The organism is Starkeya nomas (genome assembly GCF_902703545.1).
In the GTDB taxonomy this organism is placed as follows: domain Bacteria; phylum Pseudomonadota; class Alphaproteobacteria; order Rhizobiales; family Xanthobacteraceae; genus Ancylobacter; species Ancylobacter moscoviensis.
In genome coordinates this window covers 3,314,556-3,337,893 of record NZ_CACSAS010000001.1, presented here as the reverse complement: position 1 = coordinate 3,337,893, position 23,338 = coordinate 3,314,556, and the positions used below count along the sequence as shown (strand labels likewise).

Annotated in this window: 20 protein-coding genes and 1 other RNA gene (1 of these 21 running past the window's edge); 16 read left to right on the top strand and 5 right to left on the bottom strand. The window is 69.6% G+C overall.

Features of this window, described 5'->3' with window-relative positions:
- The 4 genes from dapB to STARVERO_RS15890 all read right to left on the bottom strand — a co-directional run.
- On the bottom strand, window positions 1-325 hold the start of the coding sequence (dapB, locus tag STARVERO_RS15905) for a 4-hydroxy-tetrahydrodipicolinate reductase (protein WP_159599976.1). The gene continues 485 nt to the left of window position 1, outside the view; the window shows 325 of its 810 coding nt (coding positions 1-325); it begins with the start codon at window positions 323-325; the stop codon falls past the left edge of the window.
- A gap of 129 nt (window positions 326-454) precedes the next feature.
- Window positions 455-835: RNase P RNA component class A (rnpB, locus tag STARVERO_RS15900), an RNA gene on the bottom strand.
- A gap of 127 nt (window positions 836-962) precedes the next feature.
- Window positions 963-1,460: a lytic transglycosylase domain-containing protein gene (locus STARVERO_RS15895; RefSeq protein ID WP_159599974.1), complete on the bottom strand. Its 498-nt coding sequence runs from the start codon at window positions 1,458-1,460 to the stop codon at window positions 963-965.
- 240 nt (window positions 1,461-1,700) lie between these two features.
- Entirely contained in the window at window positions 1,701-2,528 is an 828-nt protein-coding gene (locus STARVERO_RS15890; RefSeq protein ID WP_159599972.1) for an N-acetylmuramoyl-L-alanine amidase, read from the bottom strand.
- 303 nt (window positions 2,529-2,831) lie between these two features.
- Here STARVERO_RS15890 and STARVERO_RS15885 point away from each other — a divergent pair, with 303 nt between their 5' ends.
- The 7 genes from STARVERO_RS15885 (at window position 2,832) to mraY (ending at window position 11,019) form a co-directional block, all read left to right on the top strand.
- Window positions 2,832-3,311, top strand: coding sequence for a division/cell wall cluster transcriptional repressor MraZ (locus tag STARVERO_RS15885; RefSeq protein WP_159599970.1), 480 nt, complete (start codon window positions 2,832-2,834; stop codon window positions 3,309-3,311).
- The gene (gene rsmH, locus STARVERO_RS15880) at window positions 3,308-4,345 is read left to right on the top strand and encodes a 16S rRNA (cytosine(1402)-N(4))-methyltransferase RsmH (RefSeq protein ID WP_200837838.1); all 1,038 of its coding nucleotides are present in this window, start codon (window positions 3,308-3,310) and stop codon (window positions 4,343-4,345) included. The genes STARVERO_RS15885 and rsmH overlap by 4 nt, the downstream gene beginning before the upstream one ends.
- Window positions 4,346-4,354: 9 nt before the next feature.
- Complete coding sequence (gene ftsL, locus STARVERO_RS15875; protein WP_159599968.1) at window positions 4,355-4,945, top strand: cell division protein FtsL; 591 nt, start codon at window positions 4,355-4,357, stop codon at window positions 4,943-4,945.
- A 16-nt stretch (window positions 4,946-4,961) separates the two neighbouring features.
- Window positions 4,962-6,767, top strand: coding sequence for a peptidoglycan D,D-transpeptidase FtsI family protein (locus STARVERO_RS15870; RefSeq protein WP_144344095.1), 1,806 nt, complete (start codon window positions 4,962-4,964; stop codon window positions 6,765-6,767).
- A 123-nt stretch (window positions 6,768-6,890) separates the two neighbouring features.
- Window positions 6,891-8,390 (top strand): UDP-N-acetylmuramoyl-L-alanyl-D-glutamate--2,6-diaminopimelate ligase, encoded by a 1,500-nt coding sequence (locus tag STARVERO_RS15865; RefSeq protein ID WP_200837836.1) that lies wholly within the window; start codon window positions 6,891-6,893, stop codon window positions 8,388-8,390.
- A 5-nt stretch (window positions 8,391-8,395) separates the two neighbouring features.
- Window positions 8,396-9,850: a UDP-N-acetylmuramoylalanyl-D-glutamyl-2,6-diaminopimelate--D-alanyl-D-alanine ligase gene (locus STARVERO_RS15860; protein ID WP_159599966.1), complete on the top strand. Its 1,455-nt coding sequence runs from the start codon at window positions 8,396-8,398 to the stop codon at window positions 9,848-9,850.
- 83 nt (window positions 9,851-9,933) lie between these two features.
- Window positions 9,934-11,019: a phospho-N-acetylmuramoyl-pentapeptide-transferase gene (gene mraY, locus STARVERO_RS15855; protein ID WP_144344097.1), complete on the top strand. Its 1,086-nt coding sequence runs from the start codon at window positions 9,934-9,936 to the stop codon at window positions 11,017-11,019.
- Between the two features lie 7 nt (window positions 11,020-11,026).
- Here the strand turns inward: mraY and STARVERO_RS15850 are convergent, their stop codons facing one another.
- A complete protein-coding gene (locus STARVERO_RS15850) occupies window positions 11,027-11,920 on the bottom strand; it encodes an MBL fold metallo-hydrolase (protein ID WP_159599964.1) in 894 nt (297 codons plus the stop codon).
- 107 nt (window positions 11,921-12,027) lie between these two features.
- Here STARVERO_RS15850 and murD point away from each other — a divergent pair, with 107 nt between their 5' ends.
- The 9 genes from murD (at window position 12,028) to ftsZ (ending at window position 23,305) form a co-directional block, all read left to right on the top strand.
- Entirely contained in the window at window positions 12,028-13,416 is a 1,389-nt protein-coding gene (murD, locus tag STARVERO_RS15845; RefSeq protein ID WP_159599962.1) for a UDP-N-acetylmuramoyl-L-alanine--D-glutamate ligase, read from the top strand.
- A 77-nt stretch (window positions 13,417-13,493) separates the two neighbouring features.
- Window positions 13,494-14,666: a putative lipid II flippase FtsW gene (gene ftsW / locus STARVERO_RS15840; RefSeq protein WP_159599960.1), complete on the top strand. Its 1,173-nt coding sequence runs from the start codon at window positions 13,494-13,496 to the stop codon at window positions 14,664-14,666.
- Between the two features lie 7 nt (window positions 14,667-14,673).
- Window positions 14,674-15,801 (top strand): undecaprenyldiphospho-muramoylpentapeptide beta-N-acetylglucosaminyltransferase, encoded by a 1,128-nt coding sequence (gene murG / locus STARVERO_RS15835; protein WP_159599958.1) that lies wholly within the window; start codon window positions 14,674-14,676, stop codon window positions 15,799-15,801.
- Between the two features lie 105 nt (window positions 15,802-15,906).
- Entirely contained in the window at window positions 15,907-17,316 is a 1,410-nt protein-coding gene (gene murC / locus STARVERO_RS15830) for a UDP-N-acetylmuramate--L-alanine ligase (RefSeq protein ID WP_159599956.1), read from the top strand.
- Complete coding sequence (murB, locus tag STARVERO_RS15825; protein ID WP_159599954.1) at window positions 17,313-18,233, top strand: UDP-N-acetylmuramate dehydrogenase; 921 nt, start codon at window positions 17,313-17,315, stop codon at window positions 18,231-18,233. Before murC ends, murB begins: the two co-directional genes overlap by 4 nt.
- 34 nt (window positions 18,234-18,267) lie before the next feature.
- Complete coding sequence (locus STARVERO_RS15820; protein ID WP_159599952.1) at window positions 18,268-19,188, top strand: D-alanine--D-alanine ligase; 921 nt, start codon at window positions 18,268-18,270, stop codon at window positions 19,186-19,188.
- A 74-nt stretch (window positions 19,189-19,262) separates the two neighbouring features.
- The gene (locus tag STARVERO_RS15815; protein WP_144344105.1) at window positions 19,263-20,180 is read left to right on the top strand and encodes a cell division protein FtsQ/DivIB; all 918 of its coding nucleotides are present in this window, start codon (window positions 19,263-19,265) and stop codon (window positions 20,178-20,180) included.
- On the top strand, window positions 20,177-21,502 hold the full coding sequence (ftsA, locus tag STARVERO_RS15810) for a cell division protein FtsA (protein WP_244616783.1): 1,326 nt from the start codon (window positions 20,177-20,179) through the stop codon (window positions 21,500-21,502). The genes STARVERO_RS15815 and ftsA overlap by 4 nt, the downstream gene beginning before the upstream one ends.
- 102 nt (window positions 21,503-21,604) lie before the next feature.
- A complete protein-coding gene (gene ftsZ / locus STARVERO_RS15805; RefSeq protein ID WP_159599950.1) occupies window positions 21,605-23,305 on the top strand; it encodes a cell division protein FtsZ in 1,701 nt (566 codons plus the stop codon).
- The last annotated feature ends 33 nt before the right edge of the window (window positions 23,306-23,338 follow it).

Below are 23,338 nucleotides of genomic sequence, written 5' to 3'. Positions count from 1 at the left end.
GCTCGGCATAGTCGGCGGCCCCGAGGCCGGAGGTGCCGATGACGACGCCGAGGCCGGCCTTCAGGGCGGCGAGCGCGTTGGCCTTCACCACGCCGGGCTTGGTGTAGTCGATCAGCACATCGGCGGGGACGGCGAGCGCCTCCTCGACGCTGGCGAAGACCGGCACGCCGGACGGGGCGTCGCCGAGCGCGATGCCCAGATCCTTGCCGGCATGGCTGCGGGCGACGCCGGCGACGAGCTCGAGATCGGGCGCCGCGGCGAGCGCCGGCACGAGGGCGCGGCCGACCCATCCGGTGGCGCCGGCGAGGATGATGCGGATCGGCATGGCGGGCTCCTTCGGCTGGCGGGGAGCGAAGGAGTAGCAAAGCGCCCGTGTCGGCGCCATGCCGGCATCGTACCGGCCCGGGGCGGGCAGGCCGTGGAAACATGTCCGCGCGGCGACGGCAGGAAGAAGAGTGCCAGCCGGCCTGTAAGCCGGGTTCTGTAAGGCGGGATTGCTCCCGCGTGACGGCCATTCCTCTGGGACGCCAGTTGCCTGGCGCCTCGAGCAGTCAACCCGGGCGGCTGTCCGAAGACGGGACCTGAAGCGAAGCTTCGTGCCACCCCTATACGACTTTGCTCCCGGTGGGGTTTGCCGTGCCGCTTCCGTTGCCGGACGCGCGGTGCGCTCTTACCGCACCGTTTCACCCTTACCGCGGGCGAACCCGCGGCGGTCTGATTTCTGTGGCACTTTCCCTGGGGTCGCCCCCGCCGGACGTTATCCGGCACCGTGTCTCCGTGGAGCCCGGACTTTCCTCGGCATCCCTGGGGATGACGCGGCCGTCCGGCCGGCTGGCAGGTTCAGCACATGAGGGAGAGCGGCTCCGGCGTCAAGTCCGAAGATGCCGGCCGGGGAGGGAGCGCACGGGCGGGGGCGACGCGAAACCAGTGAGCCCCCGCCGCGCGCAAGACGATGACCAGCGTCAGTTGGAGGCCATGATGGTGCGGGCCTTGCTGCAATAGACCCGCGCGGCCGAGGACATGCGCTTGGCGCTGTGGCCGCCCTGATAGCGCATGACGGTGCCGCAGGTGTCGCCGGCGGCGAGGCGATAGGCGCCGGCGAGATAACGCATGCCCCAGCGGATGTTGGTGGCCGGCTCGTAAAGCGCGGCGCGGCTGCCGGAATAGCCCATGCCCTTCGCGGTCTGGTGCTTGATCTGCATGAGGCCGACCTCGCCGGCGCGGCCGGTGAGCCTCGTGTTCCAGTTGCTCTCGATACGCACCACCGCGCGGGCAAGGGCCACCGGTACGCCATTGGCGCGGGCCTCACGATCTACAAGGGAGGCAAGGTTGTTCGAGGTGGAAGGAACATCGACTTCGGATGATTTGGTGAAGATCGACTTGGCACTGGCGATGTTCGTGCCGGAGGCGGCAAAGACGGCGACGACAAGCGAAGCACTGATTACGCGAGAAACATTCATTACGAGCCGATGGCCTTTTCGTCTGACTGCGACGGCCGGGAAAAATCAGCTCGAATCTGTCTCGAATGAGGCCGATACGATTTCAGGATTGTTGCAATCCCTGCATCGGTTGGTGTTTTTCGGTAACCTATACCTCTGGCTGTGGCGCAACCGCAACGTTCATGAACGATACTTGCGCGTGCAAATGCCAATGCGCACGATCCTGTCGTGCGCTGCCGTCATTATGTGCGTGCGCATATTTCAGGCGATATTCGGCGGCTCTGCCGGCTCGGGTTCCGCCGTGCCCGGACGCGAGGCGCACAGGGCATAGAGCGTCGCCAGCGTCGAGACGTCCGCGATACCGTCCACCCGTGCGCGGCGGAAATGACGCTGGAAGGCGCGCACCGCCGCCTCCGTTTCCTCGCAATAGGTGCCGGTGACGGGCACGCCATAGCCGTAGAAGGCGAGCATGGCCTGCAGCGCCTCGATGGGCTGGCCATGCTCGCCGCGCATGAAGTAGCGCCCGTCGCTCGGCGGGGCCTCCTCCACCAGATGGCCGACGCCGAAGCGGTGCAGCACCTCCCAGGGGAATTTCTCGCCGGGGTCTTCCTTGCGCATCGGCGCGACGTCCGAATGGGCGAGCACACGGTCGGGAGAGATGGAATGGCGTGTCAGGATGTCCTTGCACAACGCCGTCACCGCCTCGATCTGGATCGCCGGGAAGGGCGGATAGCCGAAGTCGTGGCCGGGATTGGCGATCTCGATGCCGATGGAATGCGAATTGATGTCGGTGGCGCCGGCCCAGTGCGCGGCGCCGGCATGCCAGGCCCGGCGCGCCTCGGGCACGAGCTGGGCGATGCGTCCGTCCTCGAATACGACATAGTGCGCGGAGACCTGCCGCTCCGGCGAGCGCAGCCACTCTACCGCCTGGTCGGTCGATTCCATGCCGGTGTAGTGCAGCAGCAGCATGTCCGGGCCGGCCACGCCGAGGCGCTCGCCATGGTTCGGCGAGGGCAGCACCTGCGCCACCAGAGGCGAGTCCGGCGCGAAGGGCGGGGCGGGCGGATTGTCGGTCGGCGACTCTGTCATGGTTCGCAGCTACGCCCGGCCGGTGCCGGATTCAACCGATTCTTAAGGTTCATGGGGCGTTAATGGCCAATCGCCGGCCGTGGCGGAATCACCGTGTCGCAACCGGCGGCGCGGTGTTGAAGTCGCAGCCGTTCCATTGACGCCCAATGTATCCCATGCTATCCCAAGTCATCCCGTTGCAGTACCGAGTCAGCGAAGCCGATGGCGCGTTTGCCGCGTCCGTCGACGGGCTGTGCTTGGTCTCCGGAAAGCCTGTAGCGGGGCGTGCAACGGGGCGTGTTTGCGTAGGGGCGTGCCGGGCTGATGGAACGTTTCGTATCGACCTATGCGATGCGGCTCGATTCCAAGGGCCGGATGTCGATCCCGGCGCCGTATCGCGCGCTTCTCGCGCGGGACGGGCTGGAACATCTCTACTGCCATCCGGCGCTCGACCTGCCGGCGCTTCAGGCGGGCGGGACGCGGCTGATGGCGGGGATCGACGCCTTGATCGAGCGCTATCCGCCCTATTCGGAGGCGCGCGAGGAACTGGCCGGCGCACTCTACGGGGCGATCGAGATGCTGAAACTCGATCCGGAGGGCCGCGTCGTGCTGAGCGAGGGTTTGAAGACGCACGCGCATATCAGGGACGAGGCGGTTTTGGTCGGCCTCGGCGACAGTTTTCGGATCTGGGAGCCACAACGCTTCCGGGCGCATCTCGCGGAGGCCACGGCGCAGGTGCGCGCGCTGAAGCAGCAGATCGGCTCTCAGGGGGCGACGCGGGATTCCCGCGCCGATGGGGCATGATGGCGGGTCGCGGCGGTTCGGAGACGGACGCTGCCGGCGGACCGGCCCGCCATCTGCCTGTCCTGCTCGACGAAGTTCTCGAACATCTCGCCCCGCGCGACGGCGGCGTCTATGTGGACGGCACCTTCGGCGCCGGCGGCTACACGCGCGCCATTCTCGGCGCAGCGGCCTGCCGGGTGATCGCCATCGATCGCGACCCGAACGCCATTCGCGACGGGCAGGCGCTGGTCGAGGAAAGCGGCGGGCGCCTCTCCCTCGTCCATGAGCGTTTCAGCGAACTCGCCGAGGTGGCCACGGCCGCCGGCGAGCCGCTGGTGGATGGCGTGGTGCTCGACATCGGCGTGTCCTCCATGCAGATCGACGAGGGCGAGCGCGGCTTCTCCTTCCGCCGCGACGGGCCGCTCGACATGCGCATGTCGAGCGAGGGGCCCTCGGCCGCCGATCTGGTGGCGAAGCTCTCCGAGACCGATCTCGCCAACGTCATCTACCGTTTCGGCGAGGAGCGCCGTTCGCGGGCGGTCGCGCGGGCCATCGTTGAGGCGCGCGGCCGGGAGCCCATCGAGCGCACGCTGCAGCTCGCCGACATCGTGGCCAAGGTGGTGCGCGCCAAGCCGCATGAGCCCCATCCGGCCACCCGCACCTTCCAGGCGCTGCGCATCGCGGTGAACGACGAGCTGGGCGAACTCGCCCGGGCGCTCGAGGGCGCCGAGCGCATCCTGCGGCCGGGCGGGCGGCTGGTGGTCGTCACCTTCCATTCGCTGGAAGACCGCATCGTGAAGAATTTCCTCGCCAACCGGGCGAAGGTCGCGACCGGCTCGCGCCACATGCCGGCGGTGCAGGGCGCGGCGCCCAGCTTCACGCTGGTGGCGCGTGGCGCGGTGGAGCCGGGCGAGGGGGAACTCGCCCGCAACCCGCGCGCCCGCTCCGCCAAGCTTCGTGCCGCCGAACGCACCGGCGCTCCCGCCCATGCGTCCGGCGACCTGTCGTCGTTGCTGCCGCCGCTCCCGGTTCTGGACACCCATCGCCGTCGCTGAGGTCGAGACATGTTCCGCGTACTCAATGCCGTCTCGGTCATCGCGCTTCTCGCTGCGGCGGGCGCCGTCTACCACGTCAAATATTCCTCGGCTTTCGAGGCGCAGGAGATCGCGCAGCTTCGTACCGAGATCCGCGCCGAGCGCGACCGCATCGCGCTGCTGCACGCCGAGTGGGCGCGCCGGACCGCGCCGGACCGCATCCAGGCCCTCGCCAAGAAGCATCTCGATATGCAGCCGCTCGATGTCGAACACATGGACCGGCTCGCCAGCCTGCCGTCCAAGCCCGCGCCCAACGGCGACGCGCTCGGCGGCATGATCGAGGCGCTGGTCGACGGGCCCTCGCCGGAGCCGGCGCCCTCCGCGGCCAAGCCGGCTGCCAAGCCGTCGAAGCCGTCCTCGCCGGTGGCCCGCCTTCCGGACGACGCGCCGCTGCCGGAAGGGCCGTTCTCGGAGGATACCCTGCCGCTCTCCGCCATGCCGCCGGCCGGCAGCATGGCGCCCCAGCGTCCCAGCCTCGTGGGCCCGCAGGGGGTTATCGGTGCGCCGCTCAATCCTGCGGCGGAAAGTCCGTTGCTGCCGCCTGCGGCGGTCGGCCAGTAGTCCCGGAGTCGCCGCCATGTCCGCGTTGCTCGCGTCCCTCTCGTCCCGCCTGAAGACCATGCTCGCCGCGCTGCCGGCCCGGCTCGCGCGCCTGCCGCTGACGCTCCTGCGGGCGTTCATCGGCGTGGTGCGCGCCGCCTTCGGGCGGGAGCGGCCGGAAGCCCATGCGGTGGCGCGGGCGCGCCTTCTCTTGTGCATGCTGGTGTTCGCCGGGGTCTATCTCGCCATCGGCGGGCGGCTCGCCATGTTCGCCTCCGCGCCCGAGGGAACGCTGGCGCGGCGCGGCGCCGGTTCCGACGCGGTGGCTTCCGCCCGCCCGGACGTGCTCGACCGCAACGGGCTGGTGCTCGCCACCGACGTGAAGTCGTCCTCGCTGTTCGGCGAGCCCAAGCGGCTGATCGACGTCGACGAGGCGGTGGAGGCGCTGACCGCGGTCCTTCCCGACCTGAACGCCGACGAGCTGCGCCAGCGGCTTTCCACCAATCGCGGCTTCGCCTGGCTGAAGCGCGACATCACCCCCCAGCAGCAGCGCGAGATCTACAATCTCGGCCTGCCGGGCATTGGCTTCATGACCGAGAACCGCCGCATCTATCCCGGCGGCACGCTGGGCGCCCATGTGATGGGCTCGACCAACATCGATAACCAGGGCATCGCCGGCATCGAGAAGTGGGTGGATTCGCGCGGCCTCGCCGAGCTGCACCTCGCCGGCTTCGCCTCGGACCGCCAGCAGGAGCCGGTGGAGCTGGCGATGGACCTGCGCGTGCAGCACGTGCTGCGCGATGAGCTCAACGCCGCCAAGGAGAAGTTCAAGGCCATCGCCGCCGCCGGCACGGTGGTGGATGTGCGCACCGGCGAGATCGTCGCCATGGTGTCGCTGCCCGACTTCGACGCCAACGATCCGGCGCGCTCGCTGGACCCGAAGAACCTCAACCGCCTCACCACCGGCGTGTTCGAGATGGGCTCGACCTTCAAGGCGCTGACCTTCGCCATGGCGCTGGACAGCGGCCGCTTCAACATCAACTCGACGCTGGACGCGCGCGGCGCGCTGCATTTCGGCCGCTTCAAGATCAGCGACTACCACGCCGAGAACCGCGTACTGACACTGCCCGAGGTCTTCCTCTACTCCTCGAACATCGGCACGGCGAAGATGGCGCTGGCGCTCGGCGTCGACGCCCACAAGGCGTTCCTCGCCAAGGCCGGCCAGCTGGAGCGGCTGCGCACCGAGCTGCCCGAGAGCGCGATGCCCATCGTGCCCAAGCGCTGGGGCGAGCTGAACACCGCGACCATCGCCTTCGGCCACGGCCTCGCCGTCGCGCCGCTGCAGGCGGTGATGGCGGTGAACGCGCTGGTGAACGGCGGCTATCTCATCCCGCCGACCTTCCTCAAGCGCACGCCGGAAGAGGCGCGGGCGCTGGCCAAGCCGATCATCAAGCCGGAGACCAGCGCCAAGATGCGCTATCTCCTGCGCCTCAATGCCGAGAAGGGCTCGGCCAAGAAGGCCAACGCCCCCGGCTTCTATGCCGGCGGCAAGACCGGCACCGCCGAGAAGGTGATCAACGGGCGCTACTCGAAGACCAAGCTGCTCACCACCTTCACGGGCGTCTTTCCGATGGACAACCCCCAATACCTCGTGCTGGTGATGCTCGACGAGCCGCAGGCGGCCGAGGGCACCTACGGTTTCGCCACCTCCGGCTGGAACGCCGCGCCGACGACGGGCAAGATCATCTCCCGTATCGGCCCCATGCTTGGCATCATGCCGCGCACCGACGTCCCGCCGGCGGAGAGCCTGCTCGCCAACACCACGCTGGCGCGGGCCCAGTAACGCGCGCAGGCCGATTTCCGGTGCGTCACCGCCCTGGAATCGGCTATGCGGAACATGCAGCCGGAGGTGGCCGCCCTTACGGCCGGTCCGGCAGGAGGCGTCGAAGGACGCGGGATGACGGGCATGCCTGATCCGATACGACCCACCGCCGACTGTCCGCAGAACCTCACTCTGGGCGACCTGATCGGCGATGACGCGGACTATGCCGGCGCCGACCGTGCGCTTGCCGTCGCCGGTCCGGTGCTCGACAGCCGCAAGGCGCGGGCGGGCGACGTGTTCTTCGCCCTGGCCGGGGCGAAGGCCGACGGCATGGCGTTCGCGCGGGACGCCATCGCGCGCGGCGCCGTCGCGGTGGTGGCGGAGACGGAGCGCCCCGCTTCCCTCGATCCAGCCATCGCCTATGTACGCGTCGGCAATGCCCGCCGCGCCGTCGCGCTTGCCGCCGCGCGTGCCTTCCCGCGCCAGCCCGAGACCATCGCGGCGGTTACCGGCACGTCCGGCAAGACCTCGGTCGCGACCTTCACCCGCCAGATCTGGCAGAAGCTCGGCCATGCCAGCGCGAGCCTCGGCACGCTCGGCGTGGTCGCGCCTTCCGGCGCCGTCTACGGGTCGCTCACCACGCCTGATCCGATCGAGCTGCACCGCACGCTGCACACGCTCGCCGGGGAGGGCGTGACGCATCTGTGCCTGGAGGCGTCCTCGCACGGGCTCGACCAGCACCGGCTCGACGGCGTGCGGCTGAAGGCCGGGGCCTTCACCAATCTCTCGCGCGACCATCTCGACTATCACCCCACCATGGAAGCCTATCTCGACGCCAAGATGCGGCTGTTCCGGGATCTCGTGCCGCGCGGCGGCGGCGCGGCGGTATGGGTCGACACGGCGGAGGGCAGCCACGTCGCGCAGGTCGCCGCCGACCATGAACTGAACGTGCTCGGCATCGGCATCGCCGGCGCCGGCATCTCGCTGCTGTCGCGGCAGGACGAGGGACTCGGCCAGCGCCTCGAGATCGAGGCGGACGGCACGCGCCTGTCACTGAAGCTGCCGCTTGTCGGGGCCTTCCAGGCCTGCAACGCGCTGGTCGCGGCGGGCCTCGCCATGCTCACCGGTGCCGGCGCTCGCGAGGCCCTGACCGTTCTGGAGACGCTGGAGGGGGTGCCCGGCCGGCTGGAGCTGGTCGGCGTGAAGCCGGGATCTCGGGATGGCGCCGGCGTCTTCGTCGACTATGCCCATAAGCCGGATGCGCTCGCCAACGCGCTCGACGCGCTGCGGCCCTACGCGTCGGGCCGGCTGATCGCGGTCTTCGGCTGCGGCGGTGACCGTGACCGCGGCAAGCGGCCGCTGATGGGCGCGCTCGCCGCCGAGAAGGCGGATGTGGTCATCGTGACCGACGACAATCCGCGTAGTGAAGACCCTGCGACGATCCGCGCCTCGATCCTCGCCGCCGCCCCCGAGGCGCGGGAAATCGGCGATCGTGCCGAGGCGATCAGTGCTGCCATCGCCATGGCGCGGAGCGGGGATGTCGTGCTGATTGCCGGCAAGGGTCACGAAACCGGCCAAATCATCGGCGACCGGACGCTGCCTTTCTCGGACCGCGACGTCGCGGTCGAACTTCTCGGGGGATGATCGCCATGGTCGGCGCTACGGCCGCTGCCTCCTCGCCGCTCTGGACGCCTACCGACCTCGCCGGGGCGACCGGCGGCACGCTGTCGGGCGCGGCGGGGGCGATCGGCGGCGTGTCCATCGACACCCGCACGCTGCAGCCGGGCGACGTGTTCTTCGCCATTCGCGGCGAGAACAGCGACGGCCATGCCTATGTCCGCACGGCAGCCGATCGCGGCGCGGCATTGTGCGTGGTGGAGCGCGCCCGGGCGGCCGAAATGCCGGAGGGCGTCGCGCTGCTCGCCGTCGACGACGTGCTGCTGGCGCTGGAGGCCGCCGGCCGCGCGGCGCGGGCGCGGACCGCGGCGCGGATCGTCGGCGTCACCGGCTCGGTCGGCAAGACCACCACCAAGGAAGCGCTGCTGCTGGCGTTGGGCGCCGACGGGCCCACCCATGCCTCGGCGGCGTCCTACAACAACCATTGGGGCGTGCCGCTCTCGCTCGCCCGCATGCCGGCGTCGAGCGCCTATGGCGTGTTCGAACTCGGCATGAACCATCCCGGCGAGATCACGCCGCTGGTCGCGATGGTGCGTCCGCACGTGGCGGTCGTCACCACCGTCGAGCCGGTGCACATCGCCCAGTTCGACAGCGTCGAGGCGATCGCCGACGCCAAGGCGGAAATCTTCACCGGCGTCGAGCCGGGCGGCGCGGCGGTGCTCAACCGCGACAACCCGCATTTCGAGCGCCTCGCGGCGGCGGCGCGGGCGGCTGGCATCGCCAACATCATCGGCTTCGGCGAGGCGGCGGAGGCGCAGGCGCGCCTCGTCTGCGTGAAGCTTCAGGCGCAGAGCTCGACCGCCACGGCTGACATCATGGGCGAGACGGTCAGCTTCAAGATCGGCCTGCCCGGCCGGCATATCGTGCAGAACGCGCTCGCCGTGCTCGCCGCCGCCAAGCTTGCCGGCGCCGATCTCGCGTTGGCGGCGCTCGCCCTGTCCTCGCTCGGCCCGCCGCCCGGACGCGGCGTGCGCACGCCGCTCGCCGTGAAGGGCGGGCTCGCGACGCTGATCGACGAAACCTACAACGCCAATCCCGCCTCCATGCGCGCCGCGCTCGCCGTGCTCGGCACCACGCCGGTGGCCGGGCGCGGGCGGCGGCTCGCCGTGCTCGGCGACATGCTGGAACTCGGGGCGGCCGGCGAGGCAATGCACCGCGACCTCGCTCCCGCTGCCGACGCGGCCGATCTCGTCTTCTGCGCCGGGCCGCTCATGCGCGCGCTCTGGGAGGCGCTGCCGGAGAACCGTCGCGGCGCCTGGGCGCCGGACGCGCAGGCGCTGCTGCCGCTGGTCGCCGAGCGCCTGCGCGGCGGCGACGTGCTGATGGTAAAGGGTTCGAACGGCAGCCGCATGGGCCCGCTCGCGCGCGGCCTTGCCGAACGCTTCCCCGCCGGCGCGCTCGCCGAGCCGGCCGAAAGCCCGGAATGAGCGACGCTTCCCGCCATAATCCCGATCCGGGCACGCGGCGCGCCGCGCGCGTGCCGCTGTGCCTACCGGAAGGTTGATCCCCCATGCTGCAATGGCTTGCCGAACTCCAGGGAAGCGTCCCGGCGGTTAACGTGTTCCGCTACATCACCTTCCGCACCGGCGGGGCGATCATCACCGCCCTTCTCTTCGTCTTCATGTTCGGGCCGGCCATCATCGCCTTGCTGCGGCTGAAGCAGGGCAAGGGGCAGCCGATCCGCACCGACGGGCCGCAGTCGCACCTGCTGACCAAGAAGGGCACGCCCACCATGGGCGGGCTGATGATCTTCTCCGGCCTGATGGTCGCCACGCTGCTGTGGGGCAACCTCTCCAACCCCTATGTCTGGGTGGTGCTGTTCGTGACCATCGGCTTCGGGCTGATCGGCTTCTATGACGACTATCTGAAGGTCACGAAGCAGACCCATAACGGCCTTTCCGGCAAGGCACGCCTCGCCATCGAGGCGCTGATCGCCGGCACCGCCGCCGTGGTCATCATGCATGTCGGGCGCGAGCCGCTGTCCTCCTCGCTGGCCTTCCCGTTCTTCAAGGACCTGCTGATCGACCTCTCCTGGTTCTTCGTGATCTTCGGCGCCTTCGTCATCGTCGCCGCCGGCAATGCGGTGAACCTGACGGATGGGCTCGACGGCCTCGCCATCGTGCCGGTCATGGTGGCGGCGGCGAGCTTCGGGCTGATCTCCTACCTGTCCGGCAACGTGCTGTTCGCGGATTATCTGCAGATCCACTACGTCGCCGGCGTCGGCGAGCTGGCGGTGATCTGCGGGGCGCTCATCGGGGCGGGCATCGGCTTCCTGTGGTTCAACGCCCCGCCGGCGCAGATCTTCATGGGCGACACCGGCTCGCTGGCGCTCGGCGGCCTGCTCGGCACCATCGCGGTCGCCACCAAGCACGAGATCGTGCTGGCGGTGATCGGCGGGCTGTTCGTGCTGGAGGCGGTGTCGGTGATCGTGCAGGTGGCCTCGTTCAAGCTCACCGGCAAGCGCGTCTTCAAGATGGCGCCGATCCACCACCATTTCGAGCAGAAGGGCTGGACCGAGCCGCAGATCGTCATCCGCTTCTGGATCATCGCCGTGGTGCTGGCGCTGATCGGGCTGTCGACGCTGAAGCTGCGGTGAGGGCGCGCTACAGCGCCAGCACCTGCTTCACGTTGTTGGCGTGCACCGCCTCGTAGGGCGCGAAGTAATGGATCGCGCCGGCTGCGAGATCCTCGGCGACGAAGGTGGAGAGGTCCTGATCGGCCAGTGCCATGTCGATGCGCGTGTGGAGCAGCTTCTTCAGGTAGCGGATCGTCGCGTCGATGAATTCCGGCCCGTAGCCGCCGCCGGCGATGATGTCCGGCGCGCCATGATTGGGCAGGATGCGCTGGTACCCCCATTCCCGGATGCGCTTCAGCTCCTCGATGTGCACCCCGAGCCGGTCGGGCTCGCCGACATAGGTGACGGTGTCCTCGAGCGTGTCGCCGGCGAGCATGAGGCCGAGGTCCGGCAGCAGCAGGATCAGCCCGTCACTGCTGTGAATCTCCGCCGGCCGCAGCTCGACGCGCAGCCGGCCGACCTTCAGCTCCGTCGGCCCGGTGATGACGCGGTTCGGCATGACCAGCGGGTGGATCGGCGGGTCGGCGTTCTCCAGCGCCACGCGATTGGCGGCGAGCGCCTGCTCGGTGCGGTCGAGCGCGATGATCTCGCAATCGGCGAACACCTCGTTGCCGGCCACATGGTCGTCGTGCCAGTGGCTGAGCACCACGCGGATCGAGCGCACGCCCGCTGCCTCCAGCGTCGCGCGCATCATCCGCGCATGGGTGAGCGAGATGTGGGTGTCGTAGAGGATTGCCTCCTCACCATCGATCACGGCATAGACGCAGACGCCCAGCGCATAGGCGCCGTCGTCGAGCCAGTTCGGCCCCGCCGCGTGGGCCCGCGCGCCCTCGATCCGCCCGTCATAGAAGGCGTAGATGTTCGGGTAGGGGCGCAGCACCCGCATCGTCGATCCGAGGGGAAGAAGGGCAGGCGCGGCCATGGCGAATTCTCATGCGTGGGGCGACGCCCGGATCATTTCATCGGCCCCGGAAATGCGCTAGCCAGATGTGCCCGCATCGGGCCGCCCATTCGAGGTCTTTGCGCACCATGATCCCCGTCACGTCCCTGAAAGACCGCCCGGTCGCTCTGTTCGGCCTCGGCGGCTCCGGCCTCGCCACCGCCCGCGCGCTGATCGCCGGGGGAGCGCGGGTGACGGCGTGGGACGATTCCCCGGCCTCGGTCGCCAAGGCGGCGGAGGAGGGCATCCCGACGGGCGATCTGCGCGCGCTCGACTGGAGCGATATCGCCGCGCTGGTGCTGGCCCCCGGCGTGCCGCTCACCCATCCCGAGCCGCACTGGAGCGTGGGGCTGGCGCGGGGCGCGGGCGTCGAGGTGATCGGCGACATCGAGCTGTTCTGCCGCGAACGCCGGCTCGCCACCCGCCGTCCGCCGCTGGCCGCCATCACCGGCACCAATGGCAAGTCGACCACCACCGCGCTGCTGGCCCATCTGATGAAGGTCGGCGGGCGCGACGTGCAGATCGGCGGCAATTTCGGCCCGGCCATTCTCGGGCTGGAGCCGCCCAAGCCCGGCCGCGTCTATGTGATCGAGTGCTCCTCCTATCAGGTCGACCTCGCCCCGGGCCTCGATCCGTCGGTCGGCATCCTGCTCAACCTGTCGCCCGACCACATCGACCGGCACGGCACGATGGAGCACTACGCCGAGGTCAAGGAACGCCTCGTCGCCGGGGTCGAGGCCGGCGGCACGGCGGTGATCGGCGTCGACGACGACTGGTCGCGCGCCATCGCCGACCGCGCGGAAGCCGCGGGCAAGCATGTCGTGCGTCTCTCGGTGCGCGAGAAGCTCGACGACGGCATCTGGCTCGATGGCGACACGCTCGTGGTGGCCGAGAAGGGCGCGACGGTCTTCACCCTGCCGCTGGCCGGGATCGGCTCGCTGCGCGGCGCGCACAATGCCCAGAACGCGGCGGCCGCCTTCGCCGCCGCCCGCGCGCTCGGCCTCGCGCCGGAGGTGATCGCCGCCGGCATTCGCAGCTTCCCCGGCCTCGCCCACCGGATGGAGCAGGTGCGCACCATCGGCGACGTGCTGTTCGTCAACGATTCCAAGGCCACCAACGCCGACGCCGCCGAGCGGGCGCTCACCTCCTTCGACGACATCTTCTGGATCGCCGGCGGCAAGCCGAAGGAGGGCGGCATCGTGCCGCTGAAGCCGTACTTCCCGCGCGTGCGCAAGGCCTATCTCATCGGCGTCGCCGCCGAGGATTTCGCCGCCACGCTGGGGGACGCGATGCCCCATGAGATGAGCGGCACCCTCGATGCCGCGGTGGCGAGCGCGGCGCGCGATGCGGCCGCTTCCGGCCTCGCCCATCCGGTGGTGCTGCTCTCGCCGGCCTGCGCCAGCTTCGACCAGTTCCGCAATTTCGAGGTGCGCGGCGACGCCTTCCGCGATCTCGTGAACGCCTTGCCGGCGGGCTGAGGAGGCGGATGCGCATTAAGCGCCCGTCAACCTTAATCGTCCGATACTCCGGCCGTGTGTTTCCCGGAGTGGCGTACATGATTTCGCGTGCCGAAAGGACGGTAGTCGGCGAGTGGTGGTGGACCATCGACCGGCTGCTCCTCGGGGCTCTCGCCGCGTTGATGATCATCGGCATCGTCCTGGCGCTCGCCGCCAGCCCGCCGGTGGCGGCCCGGCTCGGCATTGCCGACCCGTTCCATTTCGTGAACCGTCAGGTGATGTTCCTGGTGCCGGCGCTGATCGTGCTCATCGGCACGTCCTTCCTGTCGCCGCGCAACATCCGGCGCATCGCGCTGGTGCTGTTCTTCCTCTTCCTCGCCCTCGTCTGTGCCACGCTCGTCGTCGGGCCGGAGGTGAAGGGCGCGCGGCGCTGGCTCACCGTCGCCGGCATCACCGTGCAGCCGTCGGAATTCCTCAAGCCCAGCTTCGTCATCATCGCCGCCTGGCTGTTCTCCGAGAGCGTGCGGCGGCCGGAGATGCCGGGCCAGATCCTCGCCATCGGCCTGCTGGGCATGGTGGTGACGCCACTGGTCATGCAGCCGGACTTCGGCCAGACCATGCTGGTCTCGCTGGTGTGGGGCAGCCTGTTCTTCCTTGCCGGCCTGCGTATCATCTGGGTGATCGGCCTTGCCGGTGTCGGCGCGACGGGCCTGTTCATCGCCTACACCATGGTGCCGCACGTCACCCAGCGCATCGACCGCTTCCTCAACCCGGATTCGGGCGACACCTACCAGATCGACCTGTCGATCAGCAGCTTCCTCAATGGTGGCTGGCTGGGGCAGGGGCCGGGCGAGGGCAGCTTCAAGAAGCTTCTGCCGGACGGCCACACCGACTTCATCTTCGCCGTGGCGGGCGAGGAGTTCGGCGCCGTGCTGTGCATGATGATCGCCGGCCTGTTCGCCTTCATCGTGCTGCGGGCGCTCTCGCGGGCGATGAATGACGAGGACCCCTTCGTGCGCTTCGCGACGGCCGGCCTCGCTATCCTGTTCGGGCTCCAGTCCTGCATCAACATGATGGTGAACCTGCACATGATGCCGGCCAAGGGCATGACGCTGCCTTTCGTGTCCTATGGTGGCTCCTCGCTGCTGTCGCTGGCCTATGGCATGGGCATGCTGCTGGCATTGACGCGCCGCCGCCCCCGCACCGCGACGCTCGCCGAGCTGGAGCGGCTCGGCACGCGCCTCGGCGCTCCGGTTCCCCATCCGGCGTGAGGGCGTCATGAGTGTGAACGGCAAGGGCCCGAACGCGAAGCCGCTCGTCGTCCTGGCCGCCGGAGGTACCGGCGGCCATCTCTTTCCGGCCGAGGCACTGGCCGGCGTGCTGGCGCGGCGCGGCATCGACGTCGATCTGGCCACCGATGCCCGTGCCGCCCGCTATGCCGGAGACTTTCCCGCCCGGCGCCTGCATGTCCTGCCGGCGGAGACGGTGCGCGGGCGCTCGCCGCTCGCGCTGGCGCGCACCGCGCTCACCCTCGGCGCCGGCTTCCTCAAGGGCTACCGGCTGATGCGGTCGCTGAAGCCCGCCGCCGTGGTCGGCTTCGGCGGCTATCCGACCCTGCCGCCGATCCTCGCCGCGCGCTTCGCCGGCTTCCCGACACTGATTCACGAAGCCAACGCGGTGATGGGGCGTGCCAATTCCCTGCTCGCACCGCGCGTCACCGCCATCGCCACCGGCTATCCCGACATCTGCGCCGCCGATCCGGCCCTCGCCGCCAAGGCGCACCACACCGGCAACCCCGTCCGTCCGGCGGTGATCGAGGCGGCCGGCATTCCCTTCGCGGCGCCGGCACCGGACGGCCCGATCGACCTTCTGGTGTTCGGCGGCAGCCAGGGCGCGCGGGTGATGAGCGAGATCGTGCCGCCGGGCGTCGAGAGGCTCGATCCGGCCCTGCGGGCCCGGCTGAACATCGTCCAGCAGGCGCGCGAGGAGGACATCGAGGCGGTACGGGCAACCTATGCCCGGCTCGGCGTCAGGGCCGAGCTGGCCCCCTTCTTCGGCGATCTGCCGGCGCGCATGGCCCACGCACATCTGGTCATCGCCCGTTCCGGCGCCATGACGGTGGCGGAGCTGGGCGTCATTGGACGCCCCTCCGTCCTCGTGCCGCTGCCCGGCGCGCTCGATCAGGATCAACTCGCCAACGCCACTGCGCTGGCCAATGGGGGCGGGGCGGTGCTGATGCCGCAGAGCCATTTCACCCCCGACAGCTTCGCCGAGCTGGTGACGCGCCTCGCCGCCGATCCGGGCCACCTCGCGAGCATGGCGGCGGATGCGCGCCGCATGGGCCGCGCCGACGCCGCCGAACGGCTGGCCGAGCTCGTCGTCACAATTGCCAAAATCGATGCCTAGCGAACGCGCCACAAGCCGGGTGACGCGCCGGGCCGCCTCGTTTATTCCTGCGCGCCCGGAAGTTGTGCCGGCGCCTCTCCCGCGCGCAGGCGGAAGGAAGAATCGATGAAACTCCCGCTCTCCCTTGGTCCCATCCATTTCGTCGGCATCGGCGGCATCGGCATGAGCGGCATCGCCGAGGTGCTGCACAATCTCGGCTACACGGTGCAGGGTTCCGACGTCTCCGAGAGCGCGAATGTGAAGCGCCTCGTCGAGAAGGGCATCAAGGTGAAGGTCGGCCACGCGGCCGAGAATATCGAGGGCGCAGAGGTTCTGGTCGTTTCCTCCGCCATCAAGCGCGACAATCCCGAGCTGGTCGCCGCCCGCGCCAAGCGCCTGCCGGTGGTGCGCCGCGCCGAGATGCTGGCCGAGCTGATGCGGCTGAAGAGCTGCGTCGCCATCGCCGGTACCCACGGCAAGACCACCACCACCTCGCTGGTGGCGACGCTGCTCGATGCCGGCGGTTTCGATCCGACCGTCATCAATGGCGGCATCATCAACGCCTACGGCACCAATGCGCGCCTCGGCGACGGCGAATGGATGGTGGTGGAGGCCGACGAGAGCGACGGCACCTTCCTCAAGCTGCCGGTCGAGGTCGCCGTCGTCACCAACATCGATCCCGAGCATCTCGACCACTTCAAGACCTTCGAGGCGGTGCAGGCGGCGTTCCGCAGCTTCATCGACAACCTGCCCTTCTACGGCTTTGCGGTGATGTGCACCGACCATCCCGTGGTGCAGGACCTGGTCGGTCATGTGGAAGACCGCCGGGTCATCACCTATGGCGAGAATCCGCAGGCGGATGCGCGCCTGATCGAGCTCGACCTGCGCGGCGGGGTCTCGCGCTTCAGCGTGCTGTTCCGCGACCGCAACGGCGACCTCGTGCACGAGTTGCGCAATCTCGTGCTGCCCATGCCGGGCCGCCACAACGCCCTGAACGCCACGGCCGCCATCGCGGTGGCGCACGAGCTCGGCGCGACCGACGAGCAGATCCGCACCGCGCTGGCCGGCTTCGGCGGCGTGAAGCGCCGGTTCACTCGTACGGGAGAGGTCAACGGCGTCACCATCTTCGACGATTACGGCCATCACCCGGTGGAGATCGCCGCCGTCCTGCGCGCCGCGCGGGCCTCGACGGAAGGGCAGGTGATCGCGATCGTGCAGCCGCATCGCTACACGCGCCTGCAATCCCTGTTCGACCAGTTCTCGACCTGCTTCAACGACGCCGATCATGTGATCGTCGCCGACGTCTATCCCGCCGGCGAAGCGCCGATTCCCGGCATCGACCGCGATCATCTGGTCGAGGCGCTGCGCGCGCGCGGCCACCGTTCGGTGATCGCGCTGCCGGGGGCGGATGCGCTTGCCGGCATCGTGAAGGGGCTCGCCCGGCCGGAGGATTATGTGATCTGCCTCGGCGCCGGCAACATCACCCAGTGGGCCTATGCCCTGCCCGAGCAACTGGCCAAGGAGCCGGCGGCGTGAGCTTCCCCGACATCACCGGCGAGCTGTCCGCCCGCATGCCGGAACTGCGCGGGCGGATGATCGCCAACCAGCCGCTGGCCGATCTCACCTGGTTCCGGGTCGGCGGTCCGGCGCAGGTTCTCTTCACCCCGGCGGACGAGGGCGACCTCGCCTATTTCCTCCGGCATCTGCCGGCGGACATCCCGGTGATGGTGGTCGGCCTCGGCTCGAACCTCATCGTCCGCGAAGGCGGCGTGCCGGGCGTGGTGATCCGGCTCGGGCGCGGCTTCAACGAGATCAAGGTCGAGGAAGGCCATCGCCTGCGCGTCGGCACGGCGGTGCCGGACGTGAAGCTGGCCCGGGCGGCGGCGGATGCCGGAATCGAGGGGCTTGCCTTCTACCGCGGCATCCCCGGCGGCATTGGCGGCGCGCTGCGCATGAACGCCGGTGCGCACGGCGGCGAGACGAAGGACGCGCTCGTCGAGGCCCGTGGCGTCGACCGCGCCGGCAACATCCGGGTGTTCGCCAATGCCGATTTCGGCTTCACCTATCGCCATTCCGGCGCACCGGCGGACGTGATCTTCACCAGCGCCCTCTATCAGGGCCGGCCCGGCGAGACGGCGGCGATCCTCGAGGAGATGGACCGAATCACCCAGGCGCGGGAGGCCTCCCAGCCGATCCGCGAGAAGACGGGCGGTTCCACCTTCAAGAACCCGCCCGGCCACAAGGCCTGGCAGCTCATCGATGCCGCGGGTTGCCGCGGACTGACGCTGGGCGGCGCCCAGATGTCACCTATGCACTGCAACTTCCTGATCAACACCGGCGGCGCCACCGCTGCCGATATCGAAGGGCTGGGAGAGGAAGTGCGCCGCCGCGTGAAGGCCCATTCCGGCGTCGAGCTGGAATGGGAGATCAAGCGGATCGGCATTCCGGCCTGAACAGAGGCGCCCGGCCGGGCGCCAGGAGAAGACCATGTCCAAGCATGTCGCCGTCCTCATGGGCGGCTGGTCGGCGGAGCGCGACGTGTCGCTGCGCTCGGGGGAGGCCTGCGCCAGGGCGGCCGAGAGCGTCGGCTACCGCGTCTCGCGTGTTGATGTCGGGCACGACATTGCCGAGGTGCTGACGCGGCTCCGGCCGGATGTGGCGCTCAACGCCCTGCACGGACGGCCCGGCGAGGACGGCACCATCCAGGGCATCCTCGAGATCCTGCGCATCCCCTACACCCATTCCGGCGTGCTGGCTTCGGCGCTGGCGATGGACAAGGCGCAGGCCAAGATCATCCTCGCCGCGCATGGAGTGCCCGTGCCCGAGGGGCGCGTGGTGACGCGCGCGGAAGCGGCGCGCGAGCATGTGCTGCCGCGCCCCTATGTGCTCAAGCCCGTCTCGGAAGGATCGTCGGTCGGCGTGTTCATCGTCCGCGAGGATCAGGAACACCCGCCGCAGGAGCTGCATCGCCCCGATTGGACGCATGGCGACCTGCTTCTGGCCGAACGTTACATCCCCGGACTGGAGCTTACCTGCGCCGTCATGGGCGGAGAGGCGCTCGACGTCATCGAAATCCAGTCCGCCGTAAGGTTCTATGATTACGAGGCAAAATACGCCCCGGGCGGTTCTGTTCACATTCTTCCGGCCCGAATTTTACCGAATGTTTACCAAAAGGTGCGGATGTTAGCGGTTAAGGCGCATGGCGCGCTCGGCTGTCGGGGCATCAGCAGGTCGGACTTCCGATACGACGATCGGACCGGGGACGAATCCGGTCTGGTCTGTCTGGAAGTGAACACCCAGCCCGGAATGACCGAGACGTCGCTTGTGCCCGAACTGGCTGCCCATGCGGGCCATTCGTTCGGTGAGCTTGTACGATGGATGGTGGAGGACGCTTCGCTCGATCGCTGACCCCCAGGCAGGCGCCTGCGGGCAAGCGACCCGGCGCGGCCACAGGTGATTCGCAGCGTGACGTGCGAGGCCGGATGCCGAGCCGCCATCAGGCGGGGGCGGCGCCGGCCGAAGGACGCACCCGCATACTCGATCGCGCCATCATCGGCGGTCGGCGATTCCTCGTCGGCCTTTCCGCCTCGCGGGCGATGAGCTGCGGCGCCGGAACCTGGTTGACCGCGCTGCTCTTCGCCGCCACCGGCATCTACGGCCTCGAGCGTGGCGGCCATATGCCGACCGCGATCGAAACCGTCCGCGACATGGGCGATGCCGCCGCGAATCTCGCCGGCTTCCGGATCGCCAACGTCAATCTTTCTGGCCAGAATCACGTCACCCCCGGCGACATCCTCGCGACGGCGGGCGTGAAGCCGACCTCCTCGCTGGTGTTCCTCGACGCCGAGGGCGCGCGCACCCGGCTTGAAGAACTCGCCTGGATCAAGCGTGCCACGGTGCAGAAGCTCTATCCCGACCGTCTGGACATCCAGATCGTCGAGCGCGAGGGATTCGCGCTCTGGCAGAAGGACGGGAAGATCAACGTCATCGCCCGCGACGGCACGGTGATCGCGCCCTATTCCGACGATGCCCGCTACATCCGCCTGCCGATCGTCGTCGGCGACGGCGCCGAGAAGAGCGTGGTCGAGATCGTCGAGGCCCTGAGCCTCGTGCCCGGCGTGCGCGATCAGGTACGCGCCGCGATTCGCGTCGCCGATCGCCGCTGGACGCTGAAGATGCGCAACGGCATCGACGTGCGCCTGCCCGAGCGCGGCCTCGTGGATGCGCTCCAGCAGCTTGCCGTGCTGGACAAGGACAAGTCTCTGTTGAGCCGGGACATCACCATCGTCGACCTTCGCCTGCCCGACCGCGTGTCGGTCCGTCTCTCCGATGCCGCCTACGAGGCGCGCCAGGCCGAGCTGAAGGCCCGGGCCAAGGCGAAGAAGGGGAGCAACACATGAGACCGCGCGCTCCGTTCGAGATCGCCCCGAAGATGCGTCCGCTGTCGCCCCGCCGCACCGGCGTGGTCGGGGTGCTCGAGGTCGGCACCTCCAAGATCGTGTGCATGATCGCCCGGCTGAAGCCGCGCGATTCTTCCTCCAGCCTGCGCCGCCGCAGCCACTCGGTCGACGTGCTCGGCATCGGCCACACCAGCGCGCATGGCATGAAGGGCGGCACCGTAATCGACATGGAGCGTGCCGAACACGCCATCCGCCGGGCAGTCGACGCCGCCGAACGCATGGCCGGCGCGCAGATCGCCTCCGTCGTCGTCTCGCTCGCGGGCGGCCGTCTGTCCTCCGAGCACTTCGCCGCCGAGGTCGACCTGCCGGAGCCGGCGGTTGCCGAGGGCGACATCCGCCGCGTGCTCGACGCCGCCTCGACCTTCGCCGTCGGCGAGGGGCGCACCATCCTTCACGCCCTGCCGGTCGGCTACGCGCTCGACGGCGTGGGCGGCATCGGCGAGCCGCGCGGCATGCTCGGGCGCCGGCTCGGCGTCGACCTTCACGTCATCACCGCGGAAGCGGCGGCGGTGCGCAACCTGCTGCTGTGCATCGAGCGCTGCCATCTCGGTGTCGAGGCCATGGTCGCCGCGCCCTACGCCGCCGCGCTCTCGACCCTCGCCGACGACGAGGCCGAGCTCGGCGTGACGCTGATCGATTTCGGCGCCGGCACCACCACGGTGGCGGTGGTCGAGAACGGCCATTGCGTGCATGTCGACGGCATCGCGCTCGGCGGCCAGCATGTCACCAACGACGTCGCGCGCGGCCTCTCCACCCGCCTGATGGACGCCGAGCGGCTGAAGAGCCTGCACGGGGGCGTCATGGCGATGAGCGCCGATGAACGCGAGATGCTCACCGTGCCGAGCATTTCCGACGACCATCACGACCTGCCGCGGGCGCTGCCGAAGTCGCGCCTCGTGCGCATCATCCGCCCGCGGGTGGAGGAGATCGTCGAGCTGCTGCGCGACCGGCTGAACGCCTCCGGGCATGCGGCCGGCGCGGGCCAGCGCGTCGTGCTCACCGGCGGCGCGGCGCAACTCACCGGGCTTGCCGAGCTGGTCGGCAAGATCCTCGGCCCGCAGGTGCGCATCGGTCGCCCGCTGGGCATCTCCAAGCTGCCGGAGGCGGCGCGCGGGGCGCCCTTCGCCGTCGCCACCGGTCTTCTCGTCTATCCGCAGGTCGCGGGGCTCGAGCATTTCGAGGCCCGCCGCCACCGCACCTCCCACGCGGAGGGGGACGGCTATTTCTCGCGCGTCGGACATTGGCTCAGGGAGGCCTTCTGACGTGCTTCGCGCAACCCGTTTCCACATAACCCGCGCCGGCGGAACCGGCACCAAAGTGATCGAGACGGGCTCCGTGCCCTCCGGCGTTAGGGGACAACAGAAATGACGATCAACCTCCAGGCACCTGACATCCGCGAACTGCGTCCCCGGATCACCGTGTTCGGCGTCGGCGGCGCAGGCGGCAACGCAGTCAACAACATGATCACCGCCGGCCTTTGCGGCGTGGACTTCGTGGTCGCCAACACCGACGCGCAGGCGCTCACCCTCTCCAAGGCCGAGCGCATCGTGCAGATGGGCGTCGCGGTGACGGAAGGCCTCGGCGCCGGCTCGCAGCCGGAAGTCGGTCGCGCCGCCGCCGAGGAAGCGCTCGACGAGATCCGCGATCACCTCGCCGGCGCGCACATGGTGTTCATCACCGCCGGCATGGGCGGCGGCACCGGCACCGGCGCCGCCCCGGTCATCGCCCGCGCGGCCCGCGAGCTCGGCATCCTCACCGTCGGCGTCGTGACCAAGCCCTTCCACTTCGAGGGCCAGCGCCGCATGCGCATCGGCGAGATGGGCATCTCCGAGCTGCAGAAGGGCGTCGACACCCTCATCGTCATCCCGAACCAGAACCTGTTCCGGGTGGCCAATGAGCGCACCACCTTCGCCGACGCCTTCGCGATGGCGGACCAGGTGCTCTATTCCGGCGTCGCCTGCATCACCGACCTGATGGTGAAGGAAGGCCTCATCAACCTCGACTTCGCCGACGTCCGCGCCGTGATGCGCGAGATGGGCAAGGCGATGATGGGCACCGGCGAGGCCTCCGGCGAGAAGCGCGCCCTGCACGCCGCCGAGGCGGCGATCGCCAATCCGCTGCTCGACGAAGTGTCGATGCGCGGCGCCCGCGGCCTGCTCATCTCCATCACCGGCGGCAAGGACCTCACCCTGTTCGAGGTCGACGAGGCGGCCACCCGCATCCGCGAGGAAGTCGATCCGGACGCCAACATCATCCTCGGCGCCACCTTCGACGAGACGCTGGAAGGCCTGATCCGCGTGTCCGTGGTCGCTACCGGGATCGATCCGGCGGTGATCCCGGAGCAGATCCCGCACAGCCTCGGCAACGTCGCCGACATCGGCGGACGCCGGGTCTCCAATGCCGGCCGCGCGGCCGTCGAGGCCCGCCGCGACGCGGCTCTGCGTTCGGTCGCTTCCGCGCTGGTCGACGACTACGACGCGCCGGCCGCCGAGCCGACCTTCGCCGGTCCGGCCGCCGACGACCACATCTATGGCGGCGAGGAGACCTATGCCCCCGCTCCGGCGGCGATCGACGACGTGACCATCCGCCCGCTGGCGCCCAAGCCCGCGCTCTATGCGGACCCGGAGCCGGCGCCGATGGTCAACGAGGCGGCCTATGAGGATCACGCCATCGAGCCGTTCATCCCGCCGCAGGCCGAGCGTCCCTCGCCGCGCATGCCGCGTGTCGACGAGCTGCCGATGCCCGCGCAGAACCAGATCCGCGCCGCGCGCGGCGAGGTGCCCGAGCATCATCAGGCCGAGAAGAAGCGCATGACGCTGCTCCAGCGTCTCGCCAATGTCGGCCTCGGCCGTCACCAGGACGAGGAAGAGGTCGATCCGCCGGCCGAGATGCGTCCGATGGTGCGCCGCGCCGCGCAGCCGGAGAGCCGTCCCCTGGCCGACATGCGTCCGGAGGTCTCCGAGTTCGCCAAGCGTCCCGCCCAGCGCCCGGCCGAACCCCGCGCCGCGCGTCCGGCCGAGGACGACCATCTCGACATCCCCGCCTTCCTGCGCCGGCAGGGCTGAGGGGCCGTCACGGCGGTCTTCTGCGAGGGCGGA